General features: G+C 67.0%; 22 protein-coding genes. 2 read left to right on the top strand and 20 right to left on the bottom strand.

The features are described from left to right. Positions 1-7 precede the first annotated feature (7 nt). The 6 genes from AB4Z37_RS19440 to AB4Z37_RS19415 form a co-directional block, all read right to left on the bottom strand. Positions 8-1315, bottom strand: coding sequence for a type II toxin-antitoxin system HipA family toxin (locus AB4Z37_RS19440; protein ID WP_441518384.1), 1308 nt, complete (start codon positions 1313-1315; stop codon positions 8-10). Further along, positions 1315-1569, bottom strand: a complete 255-nt coding sequence (locus AB4Z37_RS19435) for a helix-turn-helix domain-containing protein (protein WP_441518383.1) — start codon at positions 1567-1569, stop codon at positions 1315-1317. Before AB4Z37_RS19435 ends, AB4Z37_RS19440 begins: the two co-directional genes overlap by 1 nt. 153 nt (positions 1570-1722) lie before the next feature. Then, complete coding sequence (locus AB4Z37_RS19430; protein ID WP_441518382.1) at positions 1723-2016, bottom strand: hypothetical protein; 294 nt, start codon at positions 2014-2016, stop codon at positions 1723-1725. Positions 2017-2162: 146 nt separating this feature from the next. After that, positions 2163-3212, bottom strand: a complete 1050-nt coding sequence (locus AB4Z37_RS19425; protein WP_441518381.1) for a hypothetical protein — start codon at positions 3210-3212, stop codon at positions 2163-2165. A 275-nt stretch (positions 3213-3487) separates the two neighbouring features. Next, positions 3488-3868 (bottom strand): tautomerase family protein, encoded by a 381-nt coding sequence (locus AB4Z37_RS19420; RefSeq protein WP_441518380.1) that lies wholly within the window; start codon positions 3866-3868, stop codon positions 3488-3490. An 84-nt stretch (positions 3869-3952) separates the two neighbouring features. Further along, positions 3953-4531, bottom strand: a complete 579-nt coding sequence (locus tag AB4Z37_RS19415; RefSeq protein ID WP_441518379.1) for a TetR/AcrR family transcriptional regulator — start codon at positions 4529-4531, stop codon at positions 3953-3955. Positions 4532-4653: 122 nt separating this feature from the next. On the opposite strand from AB4Z37_RS19415, the gene AB4Z37_RS19410 reads away from it, so the two are divergent. Then, positions 4654-5058 (top strand): GFA family protein, encoded by a 405-nt coding sequence (locus tag AB4Z37_RS19410; protein ID WP_441518378.1) that lies wholly within the window; start codon positions 4654-4656, stop codon positions 5056-5058. Positions 5059-5210: 152 nt separating this feature from the next. Here AB4Z37_RS19410 and AB4Z37_RS19405 read toward each other — a convergent pair whose 3' ends face one another. Continuing rightward, positions 5211-5576: a nuclear transport factor 2 family protein gene (locus AB4Z37_RS19405; protein WP_441518377.1), complete on the bottom strand. Its 366-nt coding sequence runs from the start codon at positions 5574-5576 to the stop codon at positions 5211-5213. Positions 5577-5696: 120 nt separating this feature from the next. Here AB4Z37_RS19405 and AB4Z37_RS19400 point away from each other — a divergent pair, with 120 nt between their 5' ends. Continuing rightward, positions 5697-6284 carry a TetR/AcrR family transcriptional regulator gene (locus tag AB4Z37_RS19400; RefSeq protein ID WP_441518376.1) on the top strand — a complete coding sequence of 196 codons (588 nt, stop codon included), beginning with the start codon at positions 5697-5699 and terminating at the stop codon, positions 6282-6284. Between the two features lie 213 nt (positions 6285-6497). On the opposite strand, the gene AB4Z37_RS19395 is transcribed toward AB4Z37_RS19400, so the two are convergent. The 13 genes from AB4Z37_RS19395 to cyoA all read right to left on the bottom strand — a co-directional run bounded on the left by AB4Z37_RS19395 (position 6498) and on the right by cyoA (position 18359). Beyond that, positions 6498-7634, bottom strand: a complete 1137-nt coding sequence (locus AB4Z37_RS19395) for a DUF2778 domain-containing protein (protein ID WP_441518375.1) — start codon at positions 7632-7634, stop codon at positions 6498-6500. 436 nt (positions 7635-8070) lie between these two features. Continuing rightward, the gene (locus tag AB4Z37_RS19390; protein WP_441518374.1) at positions 8071-8259 is read right to left on the bottom strand and encodes a hypothetical protein; all 189 of its coding nucleotides are present in this window, start codon (positions 8257-8259) and stop codon (positions 8071-8073) included. A gap of 26 nt (positions 8260-8285) precedes the next feature. Next, positions 8286-8840, bottom strand: coding sequence for a hypothetical protein (locus tag AB4Z37_RS19385; protein WP_441518373.1), 555 nt, complete (start codon positions 8838-8840; stop codon positions 8286-8288). Positions 8841-8848: 8 nt separating this feature from the next. Continuing rightward, positions 8849-9397, bottom strand: coding sequence for a TlpA family protein disulfide reductase (locus AB4Z37_RS19380; protein WP_441518372.1), 549 nt, complete (start codon positions 9395-9397; stop codon positions 8849-8851). Positions 9398-9530: 133 nt separating this feature from the next. After that, positions 9531-10625: a hypothetical protein gene (locus AB4Z37_RS19375; protein WP_441518371.1), complete on the bottom strand. Its 1095-nt coding sequence runs from the start codon at positions 10623-10625 to the stop codon at positions 9531-9533. 86 nt (positions 10626-10711) lie between these two features. After that, positions 10712-11104: a DUF2946 family protein gene (locus tag AB4Z37_RS19370; RefSeq protein WP_441518370.1), complete on the bottom strand. Its 393-nt coding sequence runs from the start codon at positions 11102-11104 to the stop codon at positions 10712-10714. A gap of 211 nt (positions 11105-11315) precedes the next feature. After that, positions 11316-11879 carry a response regulator transcription factor gene (locus tag AB4Z37_RS19365; RefSeq protein ID WP_441518369.1) on the bottom strand — a complete coding sequence of 188 codons (564 nt, stop codon included), beginning with the start codon at positions 11877-11879 and terminating at the stop codon, positions 11316-11318. Beyond that, the gene (locus AB4Z37_RS19360) at positions 11869-13227 is read right to left on the bottom strand and encodes an ATP-binding protein (protein ID WP_441518368.1); all 1359 of its coding nucleotides are present in this window, start codon (positions 13225-13227) and stop codon (positions 11869-11871) included. Before AB4Z37_RS19360 ends, AB4Z37_RS19365 begins: the two co-directional genes overlap by 11 nt. 93 nt (positions 13228-13320) lie before the next feature. Then, positions 13321-14061: an SURF1 family protein gene (locus AB4Z37_RS19355; protein WP_441518478.1), complete on the bottom strand. Its 741-nt coding sequence runs from the start codon at positions 14059-14061 to the stop codon at positions 13321-13323. 92 nt (positions 14062-14153) lie between these two features. Then, complete coding sequence (cyoD, locus tag AB4Z37_RS19350) at positions 14154-14546, bottom strand: cytochrome o ubiquinol oxidase subunit IV (protein WP_441518367.1); 393 nt, start codon at positions 14544-14546, stop codon at positions 14154-14156. After that, the gene (cyoC, locus tag AB4Z37_RS19345) at positions 14543-15181 is read right to left on the bottom strand and encodes a cytochrome o ubiquinol oxidase subunit III (protein ID WP_441518366.1); all 639 of its coding nucleotides are present in this window, start codon (positions 15179-15181) and stop codon (positions 14543-14545) included. The genes cyoD and cyoC overlap by 4 nt, the downstream gene beginning before the upstream one ends. Further along, positions 15178-17184, bottom strand: a complete 2007-nt coding sequence (gene cyoB / locus AB4Z37_RS19340) for a cytochrome o ubiquinol oxidase subunit I (protein WP_441518365.1) — start codon at positions 17182-17184, stop codon at positions 15178-15180. Before cyoB ends, cyoC begins: the two co-directional genes overlap by 4 nt. A 14-nt stretch (positions 17185-17198) precedes the next feature. Next, positions 17199-18359 (bottom strand): ubiquinol oxidase subunit II, encoded by a 1161-nt coding sequence (gene cyoA / locus AB4Z37_RS19335; protein WP_441518364.1) that lies wholly within the window; start codon positions 18357-18359, stop codon positions 17199-17201. Between the last annotated feature and the right edge of the window lie 29 nt (positions 18360-18388).

The raw sequence follows: 18388 nt of genomic DNA, 5'->3' as shown, positions 1-18388 counted from the left end.
GCAGGCGTCAGTGTTTGCCCAGGAGCGCGGCGCGGCGGAGCGCCCCGGTGCGTATCGCGTTCGTCAGGTCTTCCGGGAAGCCGCTCGGCAGCGCTGCGAATACCTGCGCGAACGCTGCTTCGAGTTCATCCGTCAAATCCGTGAAGATGGATTGAACCACATTTGCTCCGACGCCAGACATTTGGGCGGTCTGGATGAAATGGCGCGGCACGATTTCATTCACCGCATCGTGTCGTGAGCTGCCGACCGACATGGCGAGCTTGAACGCCTTGGGTTGAACCTGCTTCGCGTCCAGGCTCGGCTGGGCACTGACGACGTCGTACAGCGGCGTGAGGTGGAAGCGTCCTCCAGGACTGAGGAAAATGCTGAAGTTCTTGGCGTGACCGTCGGTGGCGCCGATGAGCCAGAAGATGATGGCGCCTCGCAGCACCGTCGCGAGGTCCTCGGTCGGCGTATCGCTGCCCTTCAGCAATTCCAGAATGTCCCTGATCCCGGGGCCGCCATCCGACTGGTACTTCCGGGTCGGCGGCACGGAGAGGGCCTGGCAGCAGTCTTCCTGGGGCAGTCGGAGCAGGCGCAGGTCGCGCGTCCAGCGCCGATCGAAACGCTCGACGACGAGTGTTCGCCGATCGCCGAAATCGGCGATCTCGGCATGTGCGGCCGGCACGCGAAGCGCGGACAGCAGCTTGAGGCAGAGATATTCGTTCTCGACGCTGTTCGACAGATCGACGCCGTTGGGCAGCCGCCCGATCTGGGGTTTGAGAATATGGGTCGTCGCCGTCGTGCCGACCGGCTTGTACCATTTGCCGTCACGGCGCAGCAGGGCCGTCTTGTCCTGTGCGCCGGCGATGGAGATTCTGAAGTCCTCGTCCGCTCCCATGCCGAGCGGCGCCGATGCGAGGTTTTGAATGAGATCGGCGATCTCGGCGTCGGTGACGGCTTTGCCGTCGACCTGTCCCGCGGGGCCCGGATCGCTGCCATCCAGCAGGAACTGGAGGGCGCCGACGCAGTCATGCCCGAGCGCGGACAGCATGCTGTAAGCGTCCGTGCCCGCCGCGCCGACCCGTTCCGCGACGCGCCGGCGGATCGGCTCGTTGTCCGGCAGCAGATTGTCGAACACGTTGATGACCGGCGCGCCGATATAGCGATCTTCGCGCAGCGGCAGCGACAGCGAAATCGGAAAGGTCGCGTCCCAGGACAGCCAGTCCCGATCGTAGCGAAAGTCGATCGCGCCGCTGGCTTCGCGTCTGAGCACGCCGACAAGACGGCCGTTGAGGAAAACGTTCAGCGGCGCATGGACTTTCGGCCGCGCCATCAGAACAGGCTTTCGATGTCCGCCGGGCTCGCCTTGCTGCGGGGGCGCACGACAAGCTCGAGGTCGAGCGCCGCCAGTGCTTCCATGACGGTCCGCAACTGGATGGCGGGTGCTCCGGCTTCCAGCCGGGACACCGTCCCCTGGCGCAGATGCATCTTCTCGCCGAGATCGGATTGCGTCAGTCCGGCCTGCTTCCGCGTCCGGCGCAGGATGGCTCCAAGCTGCTTTTCGGTGCGGGCGATGGGTTGGGACATGTTCACAAAATACGCGATCGCGTATAAAATATCAATATACGGACTCGCGTATATTTCGATAATATTCGCGATCGCGTATAAAACGAAATTATACGCGATCGCGTATGTCGACCTGTGCCGGGCTCAAGCGATCCGGCACTCGCATGCCGGGCGTCAGGCTGCGTCGTCTTCCGCCTTCCTGACCGCCGGGCGCTCGATCGGCTTGCCGTCGGCGTCGGTCGGTTTGACCCGGCCGCGCGCATAACCCCTGGAAACCGCGGTGAACATCTCGCACAGCTCGTACTCCAGGTATTCGTTGGCGAGGATCAGGGCGCGGATGGCGCTGCGCATGTCGCCGTTGCAGGCCGCGATCGCCTGATCGGCCGCCGCCTCCAGCCGGTCGCTGTCCTCCGAGGCGGATGCGGGCAGGGAACGGCGCGTGGCGCCGGAAGAAGCGGCTGCGGACATGATGACGGCTCTGGCGAAGGATTGTTTGGACGGCATATTGTTCTTGTTTTGTTCTTTCGTCAATCCGCTCTTCCATTTCGTCCACACGCGGCGCGTGGCGTGCGCCGCGTGGCGTGCGCCGCGTCTCCGGAGATCCCGGGGAGCCGTCAGCGCGACGAACGCGCCGGCGCCAGACGGGCGAAGCTGCGGTAGTGATCGCCGTGCGACATCCAGGCCGGACAGACGAAGTTCAGGACCGCGCCCGGAAAGGCAAATTTGCGATACCACGCTTCGCCGGCGATCTCGCCGAGCTGCTTCAGGAGGTCACCCGCACGGCGGTTGACCTCGAACGCAAACGCTTCCGGCTTCGCCGTGCCGGTCACCAGGTCGGCGTCGAGGCTGGATTTGTCGCGGAGATAAGCCCCGACAACGTCCTCGATCGCCGCGGGATTGGCCGCGTTGGCGTCGGGGTCGCTGAGGATGAAACGCGCGATGATCGGCCGTCGCAGGGCGACGTCCGTGCTTCGGGCGAAATGAAGCTGGATCAGGCGGGCTTCCGCCTCCTGCACGCTCGCCGCCGGTGAGCCCGCATAGAGGACCTGCACCAGTGCCCAGAACTCGTCGATGTCCCAGCCGAGGGGGCCGTAGGTCAGCCAGCTGAGGATGCCGGTGGGAAAGGGTTCGACCGCGACGGTGTTGGCGAGATCGAGGGGGGCCTGGCCGTTGCTCGCGGCGAGGATGCGGTTGGCGGCCTGATGACAGACCCCGTTGAGGCCATAGAGGATGCCGCAGGAATCGCCCTGCACCCACTGCTCGGTCGAGGGATGGCAGCCGGTATTGATCGTGCAGTCGTAGTTCGCCCGCCACTTGTAGGGATCGGTGGTCTTGATCCGGGTGCAGATCAGGATGGCGAGGACCATGTCGATGTCGATCGCGGTCGATGCGGCCTGTTTCAGGTCGCTCAGGCGGAACAGCGACGCCGGGTTGGCGCAGTAGCTGGTGCCGGGATAGCACTCCGCGCCCTGCGGGCCGCCGAAGCAGGGAAACTTGTGCGAGGTGGCGCCGTAGGTTGCGGTCGCCCAGGCGTGCTGGACCCAGAAGTCGATGCCGCCGAGCTCGAGGTATCCGTTGTCCCATCCGCCGCTGGCGGTGCCGACCAGGGGGCCCTGCGTCCGGGCCGCTGATGACGTGATGTCGGGCTGGTGCAGATCAGTCATGGGTCATTCTCCCCAAAGCTGAAACTGGCCGACCCTACACGCAAGTCCGTGCGGATGTTGTGCAGGGCGTCTCACCGCCGCGTGAATGCCGCTCGCGCGCGCTCGCTCGAGATGGAAGCGCGAATGCGTTGTTTGGGTTTCGACGCCTCGTCTTCACGCGAACCGGTGCCCACCCCGGATCCAGGTCCGGGGCATGCGCCGCTCGAAAATGCTCTACATCTCCTGGGTCAGCGCGAGGCTCGCCCCGGTCGGGGCGTGATCAACGCGCCGCTGCCTCACGCATACTGCGCGAGGCCGAAGCCGAACGACCAGTTCTCCTTCTTGACCTCGACGATGTTGATGAACACGTCGTCGGGGCGGATGCCGGGATTGTCGCCGAGCAATTCCACGATGCGCCGGAACAGCGCCTTCTTCTGGTCGATGGTGCGGGTGTCGTTGGCGGTGATCTGGATGATCACGAGATCGTCGCTGCGGGCGACATTGAGATAGGACGCGTTGAAGCGGAAGTTCGCCGCGTCAAACTCCGTGATGGTCATGAACTGGTCGTTCTCGGGGACGTTGAACGTTTCGCGCATGGCGCGGTAGAGGCCGTCACAGATCGCCTGGCGGTAGGCTGCCGGCTTGCCGCTGCGGAGTGAGATCTGGGTGAGGGGCATGATGGGTCCTTTCGCTGTTGTCCCGGCACGAGTGCCGGATGCCGGTGGTGTCGCCCGATCGGGCTGACGGGGTGTCGGGCGGCTTCACGCCTGGCCGGTCAGGGCGTCGACGAAGGTCGCGGCGACATCCTTGAGCTGCTTGCGGCTGTATCCGGCGCGCTCCATCACGGCGAGGCCGCGCGTGAAGGTGGCGATGACGCGGGCGAGGCGGCGGGCGTCGGCCGCGGCGCGCCCGTCTGGCGCCGCAACGATAGCTTCGCCGACGATCCGCTCCAGATGCTCGAGCAGATGCTGCACGCGCTGGCGCACCGCGGCGCCGGAGATGGCGGCATCGAGCGCCGTGCGCGTCGTCAGGCAGCCGCGCGGCGGCGAGCCGCTGGTCATGTTGGTGATGACCATGTCGAGCAGGCTGCGCAGCCGCGTCGCGGTGTCGCCGCGCGCCAGCGCGTTGCCGGCCGCGTCGAGGAATTGCTCGGTGTAGCGGTCGAAGGCGTGCAGGAAAATCGCTTCCTTGTCGCCGTAGGCATTGTAGAGGCTGCCGCGCTGCACGCCCGTCGCGGTGGCGAGGTCCTGCATCGTCGCGTCGTGCAGGCCCTTGCGCCAGAACACGTCGAGCGCGGTCGCGATCACTTCCTGCTCGTCGAACTGGCGTGCGCCCACCATTGGCCTGCTCCGGTTTATTCTTGACAGCATCGTCAAGTTTGACGTTAATGTCAAGAATGGTTGTCGCAGCCTGCCTGTCGTGGCGGCGGGGCCATCCAGATCATCATCGGGGAGAGGGCGTCATGCAGGAACGGAAAGGCGGCTGCCTGTGCGGGGCGGTGCGTTACGTGTTGAAGGGTGAGCCGCGCGGCATTGCGATCTGCCATTGCACGCACTGCCAGAAGCAGAGCGGCAGCGTGCTGTCGTTCAACCTCGTGATTGAGGATACCGACTATGAGCAGTCGGGCGAGACCAGGATCTATGTCGATGACGGCGACAGCGGGCAGCCGGTCTATCGGCATTTCTGCGGCAACTGCGGGTCGCCGATCCTGGCGAAGATCGCGCGGGCGCCCGGCAAGGTCGTGGTCAAGGCCGGCACGCTCGACAACATGGAGGGCTTGCAGCCGAAGGCCGAGATCTACACCGACCATGCGGTGGCCTGGCTTGCGCCGGTCGCGGGCACGGCGCGTTCGCCACGCAATATGTGAAGGGAGTGTCCGGCGCATCGGCCCTGTTCGCCAGGACCGATGCGCCGGTGGCCGGTGCGACGGGCTGGTCAGTGGCCGCCGGCGATCTCAGGCGGGGGGAACCGCAATGATGCCTGCGGTCGCCGGCGTGCGACCACTGCCCAGACCCTGCGTCAGCGGCCCATCTGCTTGGGGTCGTAGTAGAACTTCTCGGTGATGATGCGCTCGCCCTGCCAGGTCTGGAACGCGATCTCGTCCATCACCATGACGCCGCCGTCCGGCCGCGTGAACTCGAAGCGCCAGCGCAGGGCGACCTCGTTGCCATTGACCATCGGCTCGGCGAGGCGGCGCGCCGTGATCGAGGGAAACGTCGCCATGATGCGCTTCTCGCCGGCGACCAGCAGGTCGCGGCCGACGCGCGGTGCGTCCTCGTTCTCCTGCATCGACGCTTCCGGATGGTAGAAGCGCTCGATCGCGCCGACATAGTCGCCGCTCTCCACCGTGGTGACGAAGTCCCGCAGCGTCTGCTCGCTCGGCATGATCCGCTCTCCTTGTCGCTGGGCTTGATAAAACCGACTTTAGGTCGGTAAATAACCGACCGAAAGTCGGAAAGTCAAGACGCTTGCGCGCAGCGCGCGGCGCGATGCTATAGAGCTGTCATGGCGAAGCAGGCGGAGCGGCGGGAGGCGACACGGGGCGCGATTGTCGGCGCCGCGACCAGGCTGTTCGGCCGCGACGGCTTTGCCGCCACCACCGTGGACGATCTCGCCGCGGCGGCCGGCGTCGCCAAGGGCGCGGTCTATCATCACTACGCCACCAAGGAAGTGCTGTTCGAGGCGGTGCTCGAGGCGGTGTCGCTCGAGGTCGTGCACAAGGTCGCCGCGGCCGCGCGCAAGGCGCCCGATGTGCTCAGCGGCATCGCCACTGGCACGCGGGCCTATTTCCGCATCTGCTCGGAGGGCGCGACGGGCCGCATCGTGCTGCGCGACGGCCCGGTCGTGCTCGGCTGGCAGCGCTGGCGCGAGATCGACGGCAGGCATTTCGGCGCGATGATGCCGCGCGCGATCGAACTGGCGATCGCGCACCGCCTGATCGCGCCGCAGCCGGTCGCACCGCTGGCGCGGCTGCTGCTCGGCGCGGTGACGGAAGCGGCGGTGGCGTGTGCGGGCAGCGATCAGCCCGCCGAGACCGGGCGCATGTATGCGGAAGCGCTGGAGCGGCTGCTGGCGGGGCTGCGGATCGGCTGATCCTGTCGTGTCAGGTCCGACGACAGTCCGTCGTTCAGACTCTGAGGTGCGAGCATCGCGCGCCTCGAAGGATGAATGGCCACTGCGTTTGCCGCCCGGCCCGTCGCCCCGTGAGAGCCATGCTCCGCACCGCTCGTCCGCGACAGTCTCCCAAAACGACATAACCCGGCAGAGCCGGGTTATGATGCATCGACGGAGGATGTCGAACGACGATCAGGTGATGTTGGCGACCACGAGGAGGCGCTTGATGTCGCCGCGGTTGAAGGCGCGCAGGAAGGCGTCGTAGTTGCGGAACGAGACGCAGCCGTTGGAATCGCCGTTCGGGCCGAGCATGTAGGTGTGGGCGAGCAGCCCGGTGCGGCCATGGACATCGCTGTTGATCGGGGTCAGGCGGATCGCCTGCACGCCATGGAACAGGCTTTCACGCAGCTTGAGGTCATACAGTGCCGGCGGGGTGGCGCCGCGCATGCGCTCATGCACGAACCGCACGTCGTCGAGCCGGTTGCCGAGACCGGAATGCGCCTCGAGCCGGCTGCCATCGGGCATGTACACGACCTTGGCGGAGATGTCGTAGACCGCGGTCTGGCGGTCGGCGAGGGGCGTGCGGCCCGGGGTGGTGCTCTGGCCGTCGCTGAGCACGCCGCCGTCGGGCGCGGCATAGGCGAGCGACGGGCCGGACTGCTGCGGCAGGCCGAAAATCTTCTCCAGCAGGGTGCGCTTGTCCGGCGTCATCGACGCCAGCTTGGCGGCGCGGGCCTGCTCCATGATCTCGTCGCGCGACGGGCCGGTCGCCTGGGTCGGCAGCGCCACCGACGGCCGCGGCCGCGGCATCGGGACGTTGAGCGCCATCTGCGACGACTCCGGCAGCGGCAGCAGGCTCTCGGCGTTGTCGTCGCCGTCGGGCTTCTGCAGGCTGGCGAGCTTGTAACTGGCGGGCTTGTAAGTGGCGGGCTTGATCGATGCGGTGGCGAGGCGGTCCTGCAGCGGCGTGCTCAGCGGGAACTGCGGCGCAGGCGCATTCTGCGAGAAGCTGGCGGGCCGCGCACCGGGCGCGGTGGCCGGATCGAAGTACAGCGCGACATAGGGATGGCTGGCGGTGCGGGTCTTCGGCGCGATCGAGCTGCCAGAGGCGTTGTTCGCGGCCATCTCCTCGTCGGTCGCCCAGCGGGTGCTGACCAGCGTGACGCCTTCGCCGGTCGCGACGGTCACATCGTCGGATGGCGCGTAGCACACACCGGCGACCGCGCCGAGCGCCAGCGCGGCAACGCCGAATGCGATCGCAGGACAAGCTTTTCGGACGAAACCGCGGCTACCCTCCGCGGCGCCGTCAACATCGGCCCCGTATGTCATTCACCCAAGTTCCAAACCCAAGTCAAAACCCAAGACGATAACGACCCCGAGACTTCCGGGAACGCGCGTCCTTGACCCCAGACGATCGTTCCGTGGATGGGCACGGCGCGACCCCAAGTGCGCGCCTGCTCATCAAGACTACACTCCTTTGGCAGACCCGCGGAGCGTCATTAAGGCGGAGCAAGGTTAAACTGCGATTAAATTCTTGACTGTGTGAAATAGGTTTCGATGGACTTTCAAAGACTTGGCCATGGAAGGGGCTTGGCGTCGCCCTGATTTGGCCACAATCAGGCTGCGGGCAGTCCAAAACACCTGCAATCGTTCCCAGTGCACGGGAATGTGACGGGGGCGACTCGGGACGCCGCGCAGTCGCATCTGCGGTCGCCGCGCATGGCGGAGACCGGCGGTTTGTTGGCCCGCCCAGCGGTCGCGGGGATCAGCGGCAGACTTTGACGTAGATGCAGATCTTCTTGAAGTTTTCCCAGCGGCACTGCTTTTCCATCCGGCACGCTTTTGCGGCCGTGTCCGGCTGCGCGGCCGATGCCGTCGGGGCGAGGCTCAAGGCAAGACCCAAGGCAAGACCCAAAGCAAGAAGCAGGGCGAGGGGGGCGATGATGCGCGTCATGATCGATCTCCGTTTGCGACAATGCTCTACTGGCAGGTGGCGGACGGCACGCCGAACGCGATCCGCCGTGGATCGCCGACCAGGCAGCCGTCTTTCCAGGTGCCCTTGAACAGGCCGTCGAGGCGGGTGGCGGTGCCGCTGCCGTTCGGCTTGCCGTTGTGAAACTGGCCGTCGTAGCGCGCGGTCTGCAGTGACAGCACGCCATGGCCTTCCGGCTCGCCATTGGCGAGCTCGCCGTCGTAACGGCCCGTCCCCCAGTCCTGCGTGCCGCGCCCGACCTGGCGTCCGTCCTTCCACACGCCATCGTCGCGCTCATAGGCCCTGCCGCCGTGCAGCCATTGCAGCGAGCCGGCGCCCTCGGCGAAGCCGTTGACACAGGCGCCCGACCAGCTTGCGGTCTCGTCCGGGCGCGGATGCGGATTCCAGAGCTTGCAGCCGCTGACCGGATCGGCGACGAAGCGCCCGTCCGCATCGCTCTGCGCCCGCGACGGCGCCGCCGGCAGGCCGCCGAGCGCGAGCGCCAGCAGCATGGCGCCGGCGCGCGCCGGCTGCATCCGTCTCCGCGGCTTGGTGCGGGCCATATCCCTCCTCATGGGCGCGGCCCGGGCGGCGCCGCGAGCAGCGGCTGCACGACGTCGCGCAGCAGCTGCTCACGCACTTCGATGAACCTGTCGCGGACGACGCCATTGCGGTCGATCACATAGGTCAGTGGAAAGCCCTCCGGCGGCCCGAAGCCATTGTCGGAAATCCGGTCCATGGTCGCCGTCGGGTAGCTGAGTGCGCGGCTCATGTCGCGCATCTTCGCATAGTCCTGCGGACGATCGGCGCTGATGCCGATCAGCTCGAGGCCCTCGGACCGGTGGCGGCGATAGAAGGCGTCGAGAACGGGCATCTCCTTCTTGCACGGCGCGCACCAGGTCGCCCAGTAGGTCACCAGCACCACCTTGCCGCGCAGCGCGGCGAGCGCGAAGACGTGTCCGTCCAGCGCGGTCATGGTCAGCGCCGGCGCAGCCGCGCCGATCTCCGGCGCGGCCTGCGCCGCGCCCGGTCCGGCCAGCAGCGCCAGCCAGCCGGCAAGGCAGGCAGCAAGGCAGCCGGCAAGGCCGCCGGCTCGGTGTCGGAATGAATGCGGCCTCACGAACGGCCTCCTTGCTCGCACCGAACCTTGGTGCGGCTGATGTCGCCTGGCAGCGGGCGCAGTCGCCGTTCCGCCGCGGTGGTGATGGCATCGCCGGCCGCGCGGTGCTGGCGCGGGCCGGCCGATCGATGCGTCAGAAATTATAGCTCGCGACGGTCTTGATCAGGTACGGCGCGATCAGCTGGCCCATGCTGCCGTTGTCGTTGATCGCCGCATTGGCGCGGTAGAAGATCGGAATCTCGACGTCGACGTAGAACTTGAGCACCCGCTTGTTGACCTCGTCCACCACCTTGGTGAACTCGATGCCCGGCGAGATCATGATGCGATCGAAGCCGCTGTTGAGCGGATCGGCTGCCGGGCCGCTGTCGCGCTGGCGATGCGACACGATGATCTGCAGCAGCGGGGCGATCTTGTCGAAACCGGCGACGTTGTAGAGGTTATTGTAGACCACGCCTGCCGCGCCGTCGATCTGGTATCCCGGCTTGTAGAGCAGGACGGCGTTGGCGTCGGCATTGTAGGCCGATTGGTACAGGAACGGCTGCAGCCAGCGCACCTGGGTGAAGTACTGCCAGGCATTGTCGCCGCTGATCATGCCGCGATGGAAGGCGCCGAGGATCAGGTCGGTGCTGCCCGATCCGATCTGGGTATCGCGGTCCAGCCCCTGCGCGGTGAACGTGCCGGTCGGCAGCTTCAGGCCGAAGATGATGCCGGTGGACATGTCCGACGAGAAGCCGGTGTACATGCCCATGATCTCGATGTCGCCGATGCTGCGTGAGTTGAACGTCTGGATGCCGGCGCCGTCGGGGGGCGCTCCGGTGTCGGTGGTGAAGGCGCGGCTGACATAGGGGACGCGGATCGAGATGCCCCACTCGCGGTTGAACATGTACTGCAGGCCCGCGGTGACCCAGTCGGTCACCACGCGCTTGTCGTTGTTGGCGTCGGCTGGGCCGCGGGAGCTGCCGATCCAGTTCCGGTTCTGGCTGGCGTGCCACCACTCGGTGAAGACGCGGCCGCCATGGTCGTCTTCCTGGGGCAGCAGCCCGCCGCCGACGTCGAACACGCTGCAGCCGCAGGCGCAGGCGTTGGCCGCCGACGGCACGAACACGATCAGTGGCGCCAGCGCCAGCAACACGATGGCAAGCAGCCTGATTGTCAGCGGGCGGGAGGAGGACGGGAACGATGTCGAGGATGCGACGCTCATCGTCGCGTGGGTCGAAGGTTTGCGCATGGCTGTGGCTCCGCAAAACGGATCAACCGCGCAAGGTCGACCCGGGACAAGGAACGGCTCTGGCGAGCCGGCGACGCAGGACGGCGTCAGATCCTTGGCGGTGCGCGGGAGCTGTAAGGGGCGGCCTGGCGGAGCGCGGCCGGCAGCACGTCGGCGATGATGTCGATGCGCGTCGATGTCGCGACGCGCAGCCGGAGCTCGGGAGCGAGCGGCGGGGGCAACGCGGCATGCCCGGCCTCCAGCAGCGCGCAGGTCGAGCAGCAGTCGTTGAGATCCAGCTCTCCTGGTGCCGCCGGAGCGTCGGTCCTGCCGCTCTGTCCCTCGTCGTGCTGGCACACGATGGCGAAGGACGTGTCCAGTCCGGCCGGATGCCCGGCCATCGCGGTCAGGACGGATTTGATCAGCAAGCCGAAGACGAGCAGCCACGCCAGCGCGGTGCGCTGGTGCAGGAATCGCCTCGGGGTTGCAGGTCCGCTCATGCTCACTATGACAAGGCCGTGGCTTCGGGCGGCGGAATGCCTGCCGGAGAGGCGACGACGGCAACGGAAATCACCAAACGGACGTACTTAGGGCGCGCAACCCGGCCGCTGTCCAGCGACCGGACCGGCCGCGGCTCGCATTTTGGGAACCTGTTGCTTTCGGGCCGCATGCCCGCTGCGGCCGTGCGCCGGCGGGGCCGCTGAACCCCGGCTATTTGACCTGCCGCTTCTCGAGCTTGCGCGCCAGGGTGCGGCGGTGCATGCCGAGGCGGCGCGCGGTCTCGGAGATGTTGAAGTCGGTCTCGACCAGGGTCTGGTGGATGTGCTCCCACTCCAGCGTCTTGATCGAGGTCGGCCGCTCGGTGAGCGCGACCTTGGCATTGCCTTCGGCCTTGGTGAAGGCTTCCTCGATGTCGTCGGTGTTGGAGGGCTTGGCGAGGTAGTGGCAGGCGCCGAGCTTGATCGCCTCCACCGCGGTGGCGATGCTGGCATAGCCGGTCAGCACCACGATCAGGGTGTCCGGATCGTGGCTGTGCAGCGCCTCGACGCAGGCGAGGCCCGAGGCGCCGGCGAGCTTGAGGTCGACCACCGCGTAGCCGGGCTGCTCGTCCTTGAGAATGTCCGTCAGCGCCTCGAACCCTTCCGCATGCAGCACGCGGTAGCCGCGGCGCTCGAACGAGCGCTTCAGCGTGCGGGCGAAGCCGGCATCGTCTTCGACGATCACCAGCAGCCGCTCGGCGGCGTCGTCGGCCTCCGTCGCGAGATCACTTGTCATGGGGGCGTGCTCCGATCGCCAGCGCCGCCAGCGGCAGGGTGAGGGTGACCACGGCGCCGCCCTGCGGTCGGTTCGCTGCCGACACCGTGCCGCCGAGCTTGCGCACCACATTGACCACCAGGAACAGCCCGAGGCCGCCGCCCTGGCGGCCCTTGCTCGACTGGTAGGGCTTGCCGAGCTGCGCCAGCATGTCGGGCGCAAAGCCCGGCCCCATGTCGCGCACCTTGAGCACCAGCATGTCGCCGTCACGCGAGGCCGAGAAGTTCAGCCAGTGCGGCGATGCCTCCAGCGCGTTGTCGAGCACGTTGAACACCACCTGCTTGAGTGCGGTGTCGGTGACGATCTGGACGTCGGCGCCGAACGCGTTCTCGTAGGCGAGGGTGGGGGCGGCGCGGGCGGCTCGCCATTCCGCCATCAACTCGGCGAGCAGGGTGTTGACCGTGGTGACGCGCGGCGCATCGCCGCGCGCCTCGCCGGCGGCGAGCAGGATGCCGGTGACGATGGTCTTGCAGCGCTTGAGCTCGGCCTGCATCTCGTCGATCTCCTGCAGCCGGTCCGGGTCGGCGGCGAGCGCCGGCATGCGCCGCCAGTCGCTGAGGATCACCGACAGCGACGCCAGCGGCGTGCCGAGCTCGTGGGCCGCGCCGGAGGCGAGCAGGCCCATGCGCACGATGTGGTCCTCCTCCGCCGCATGCTGACGCAGCGCGGCGAGGCGTTCGTCGCGCTCGCGCAGGTTGCGGGCGATGCGGGTCATGAACACGACGAGGAGCGCGGCGTCGAGCGCGAAGCACACCACCATGCCGGCGATGTGCAGCGTGAACAGGTCGCCGATCGAGCCCGGCGGCAGCTCCAGCGGGCGGTGCTGCAGCGTCAGTCCGACGAAGCTCCAGCAGGTGACGGCGACGATCGCCCAGGTCGAGCGGGTGTCGAGCAGCACGGCGCTCAGCGTCACCTGCAGCAGGTAGAGCGAGATGAACGGATTGGTGGCGCCGCCGCTGAGATAGAGCTGGGCGGTGAGGGCGGCGACATCGAGCAGCAGCATCATCAGCAGCACGCGGTTGCTGACATGGGTGCGGTTGCGCAGCCAGGCGAGGCTCGCGAGGTTGAGGGCAACGAGGGCGGCGAGCACCGTGCCCATCGGCACCAGCGGCAGCTTGATGCCGAGGCCGAACTGCACCACGGCGATGGTCGCGATCTGGCCGACCACCGCGATCCAGCGCAGCTGGATCAGCAGCAGGATGTTCTTGCGGTTGGTGGTGTCGTCGGGCAGCAGCAGCGCGCGGCGCGGTGGCCGCGCCGCGGCGGGCGCGGCCGGGTCGGCGCCGATGTCCGGGGTTTTTGTCAGCATCGCAAGATCAGCATCACAAGATCAGCATCACAGGAATCGACCGCAAGTTGGGTGGCACGCGTTCGCCGCGGCGGTCGCCGGGACGCCGCTGCATCAGGTCCGGACCCCGCGCCGTGGATTCGGGCGCCGTTCGGCCATTCTACGCCACTCGTCGCGCGTCACAAAGGCGCTCAAGCCCGCCAGCATCGCGGCGAGCGCGAACCAGGTCAGGGCATAGACGAGATGGTTGTTGGGGAAGGCCACGACCGTCAGCCCGCCGCGGGGGGCGCCGCCGGGGAGGTCCGCCGCGTCGGCATCGATGAAATAGGGCGACACCGTGCCGAGCCCGCGCGCGGCGGCGATGGCCGCGACGTCGCGGGAGTACCAGCGGTCAGTGGCTGCGTCGTTGGCGCGCAGGAACGCGCCTTTCGGCTCGGTCAGGCGTAACAGCCCGGTGACGGCGGTTTGGCCGGCGATGTCGCCGTTCTGGCGTGTCGCCGGATCGCGCCGCTCGGTCGGCACGAAGCCGCGGTTGACCAGCACGGTGAAGCCGGCGTCGGTGATGAGCGGCGTCACCACCCAGAAGCCGGGGCCGAGGTCGGTCACCGCCTGCACCCGTGTCTCACGGTCGTTGAGATAGTGGCCGCGCACCGTCACGCGGCGATAGGCGGCACTCGCCGGTGTGATTGCCGGCCACGCGGCGGGGCCGGGGGCCGTCACCGGGGCGGCATGGATGCGCTGTTCGACCGTGTCGATCAGGTCGAGCTTCCAGGCGCGGCGTTCGACCTGCCACACGCCGAGCGCGGTGAGGCCGGCGATGCCGACGCCGGCGAGCGTGCCCAGCACGGCGAGCATCAGGGGATTGCGGCTGCCCCGCGCCCGCGACGACGCCTGCGCGCCGGCCGGGGCCGGCGCGTGGACGTTGTCGTTGGCGGGAGCAAATATGCTCACGGCATCTGCCGCATGTCGTGGATCGGCATCATGTTGGTGTTGAGGTGGTACATCACCCACAGCGAGCCGCTCAGCGCGATGATCACGATGATCAGGGTGAAGATCAGCGCCATCATGGTCCAGCCGCCCTCGGAGCGGGCGTTCATGTGCAGGAAGTAGACCATGTGGACGACGATCTGCACCACCGCGAACGCCATCACCGCGAGCACGGTGAGGTTGGTGTTGCCGAGCGCGTTGGTCATCACCAGCCAGAACGGAATCGCGGTCAGCACCACCGAGAGGCCGAAGCCGGTCAGGTAGGAGCGCAGCGAGCCGTGATCGTGGCCGTCGTCGCCATGGTGTGCGGCATCATGGGTGCCACCATGGCTGGCGTGTGCGTCGGTGGTCATCGCAGAACTCCCATCAGGTAGACCAGGGTGAAAACGCCGATCCAGACGACGTCGAGGAAGTGCCAGAACATGCTGAGGCACATCAGGCGGCGGCGGTTGGCGGCGATCAGGCCGCGCTGCGCCACCTGCACCATCAGCGTCACCAGCCAGATCAGGCCGAACGTGACGTGCAGGCCATGGGTGCCGACCAGGGTGAAGAACGACGACAGGAAGGCGCTGCGCTGCGGTGTCGCACCTTCATGGATCAGGTGCGAGAACTCGTAGAGCTCGATGCCGATGAACGCCGCGCCGAACAGCCCGGTGATGGCGAGCCAGGCCTGCACCTGGCCGGTGCGGTTCTGCATCATCGCCAGCATGGCGAAGCCGTAGGTGATCGATGACAGCAGCAGCATCGAGGTGTTGAGCGCCACCAGCGGCAGCTCGAACAGGTCCTTCGGTGCGGGGCCGGCGGCATAGCTGCCGCCGAGCACGCCATAGGTCGCAAACAGCATCGCGAAGATGAGGCAGTCGCTCATCAGGTAGATCCAGAAGCCGAGCAGCGTGCTGCCGCCTTCCGCGTGATGCGGTTCGTCGACGAGGTAGAACACCGGCTTGCCGTCCGGCGTGGTGGCGGCGGGGGAAACGTGGGTTGTCATCGTGCGGTCTCCGCGAGCAGGCGGGTGCGTTCGTTCTCGGTGCGGATCACGTCATCGGCCTTGATGTGGAAATCGCGGTGATAGTTGAAGGTATGGCCGATCGCGGTGACGAGCAGTGCGGCGAAGCCGACCGCCGCGAGCCACCAGATGTGCCAGATCAGCGCAAAGCCGATCGCGGTGGAGATGCCGGCGAGGATGATGCCGGCGCCGGTGTTGGACGGCATGTGGATGGCGCGGAAGCCCTCCAGCGGCCGGATATAGCCGCGCGCCTTCATGTCCCACCAGGCGTCGAGGTCGTGCACCACCGGCGTGAACGCGAAGTTGTAGGCCGGCGGCGGCGACGACGTCGCCCATTCCAGCGTCCGCCCGTTCCAGGGATCGCCGGTGACGTCGCGCAGCGCCTTGCGGTCGCGGATGCTGACGGCGATCTGCAGCAGGAAGGCGGCGATGCCGATCAGGATCAGGACGGCGCCGACCGCGGCGATCACGAACCAGATCTGGTACGACGGATCGTCGAACACCCGCAGCCGCCGGGTTACCCCCATCAGGCCGAGCACGTAGAGCGGGGTGAAGGCGACCCAGAAGCCGACCACCCAGCACCAGAACGACACCTTGCCCCAGAACGGCGCCAGCTTGAAGCCGAACGCCTTGGGGAACCAGTAGCTGATGCCGGCGAACATGCCGAACACCACGCCGCCGATGATGACGTTGTGGAAGTGGGCGATCAGGAACAGGCTGTTGTGCAGCACGAAGTCGGCCGGGGGCACCGCCAGCATCACGCCGGTCATGCCGCCGATCACGAAGGTCAGCATGAACGCCACCGTCCACATCATCGGCAGCTCGAAGCGTATGCGGCCGCGGTACATCGTGAACAGCCAGTTGAAGATCTTGGCGCCCGTCGGGATCGAGATGATCATCGTGGTGATGCCGAAGAACGAGTTGACGCTCGCGCCCGATCCCATGGTGAAGAAGTGGTGTAGCCACACGAGGTACGACAGGATGGTGATGACCACTGTGGCGTAGACCATCGAGGTGTAGCCGAACAGCCGCTTGCCGGAGAACGTCGAGGTCACTTCCGAGAAGATGCCGAACGCCGGCAGCACCAGGATGTAGACTTCGGGATGGCCCCAGATCCAGATGAGATTGACATACATCATCGGATTGCCGCCGAAGTCATTGGTAAAGAAGTTGGTACCGATGACGCGGTCGAGCGACAGCAGCGCCAGCACCGCCGTCAGCACCGGGAAGGAGGCGACGATCAGCACGTTGGTGCACAGCGAGGTCCAGGTGAACACCGGCATCTGCATCATGGTCATGCCCGGCGCCCGCAGCTTGACGATGGTGGCGATGAGGTTGATGCCCGACAGCGTCGTGCCGACGCCGGCGATCTGCAGCGCCCAGATGTAGTAGTCGACGCCGACATCGGGACTGTAGCCGAGGTTGGAAAGCGGCGGGTAGGCGAGCCAGCCGGTGCGGGCGAACTCGCCGACGAACAGCGACATCATCACCAGCACCGCGCCTGACGTCGTCATCCAGAAGGAGAAGTTGTTGAGGAACGGGAAGGAGACGTCGCGGGCGCCGATCTGCAGCGGCACCACGTAGTTCATCAGGCCCGTCACCAGCGGCATCGCCACGAAGAAGATCATGATCACGCCATGGGCGGTGAAGATCTGGTCGTAGTGATGGGCCGGGAGATAGCCTTCCGAGCCGTTGAAGGCGATGGCCTGCTGCAGCCGCATCATGAGGGCGTCGGCGAAGCCGCGCAGCAGCATGACGATCCCGAGGATCATGTACATGATGCCGATGCGCTTGTGGTCCACGGTGGTGAACCATTCGCGCCACAGGTAGCCCCATAGCCGGAAGTAGGTGACGGCGCCGGCCACGGCGACGCCGCCGATCGCCACCACCGCGAAGGTGGCGATGAGGATCGGTTCATGGAACGGCAGCGAATCCCAGGTCAGGCGACCGAAGATCAGCTTGGCGAGATCAGGATTGGCGAGCATCGGGAACAGTCCGGTCAGGAGTTGGTGGCCGCGCGCGAGGTTCGCGCGGAGCTGTCGAAGCGGAACGGGGTGGCGTCGGGGCGCGGCAGGCCGAGGCCGAGGATCGGCGTCGCGCTGCGCGGGCGCAGCGGCGTCGCGCTGGCGGAGCCGTCGGTGTCGTCGGGCGTGCAAATGCCGGCGACATAGGTGCGCACGCCGTCGGGCGGGGTGCCGCGGCGGGCGTTTTTGTCATACTGCAGCGCCAGCACGTTCTTGAGGCCTTCGAGGCCGAGGCCGCCGCGCGCGTCGATCGCCATCATCTCGCTCATGCACATCTTGCCGGGCTCGACGCACATGTTGCGGATCGCCTTGAACAGGCCGGCCTCGACGGTGCCGTAGCGGCGCACCGGGACGTTCTCGCTCGGGCGCTCGAGCGCGAGATAGGTCGGGCGGTCGAGCTTGCCTGCGTCAGCCTTGGCGCGCGCGATCCACTTGTCGAAATCGCCGTTCGACAGGCCGTGGAACGCAAAGCGCATGCCGGAGAAGCCGGCGCCGCTGTAGTTGGCCGAGAAGCCGCCATAGGTGCCGGCCTTGTTGATCACCGCCTGCAGCTTGGTCTCCATGCCGGGCATGGCGTAGACCTGGCCGGCGAGCGCGGGGACGTAGAACGAGTTCATCACCGACGAGGCGGTGATGCGGAAGCTGATGGGACGGTCGACCGGGGCGGCGAGCTCGTTCACCGTGGCGATGCCCTGCTCGGGGTAGATGAACAGCCACTTCCAGTCGAGCGCGACAACCTCGACCTCGAGCGGCGTCGCTTCCGTGGCGATCGGCCGGTTCTCGGCGACACGGCCAAGCGGGCGGAACGGGTCGAGCAGGTGGGTGCCCATCCAGGTGATGGCGCCGAGACAGATGATGATGAGGAGAGGTGCCGACCAGATCACCAGTTCCAGTTGTGTCGAGTGAGCCCAGTCCGGCTCATAGCGCGCCGCCGTGTTGGAGGCGCGGTAGCGCCAGGCGAACAGCACGATCAGGCTCATCACCGGGATGATGATCAGCAGCATCAGCACGGTGGAGATGACCACGAGGTCACGCTGCTGCAGGGCGATGTCGCCGGAGGGGTTCAGCACCACGGCGTCGCAGCCGGAGAGGAGCGCCGCGAGCGGCAGCAGGGCGAGCAGGCGAAAACGGGTCACGACCTTGAGTCCTGTCGATGATGAAGATT

This window comes from Bradyrhizobium sp. 2TAF24, from assembly GCF_052115025.1.
In the GTDB taxonomy this organism is placed as follows: Bacteria; Pseudomonadota; Alphaproteobacteria; order Rhizobiales; family Xanthobacteraceae; genus Bradyrhizobium_A.
Note: the sequence above shows the minus strand (reverse complement) of the source record. Positions and strands in the feature narration are given on the sequence as shown.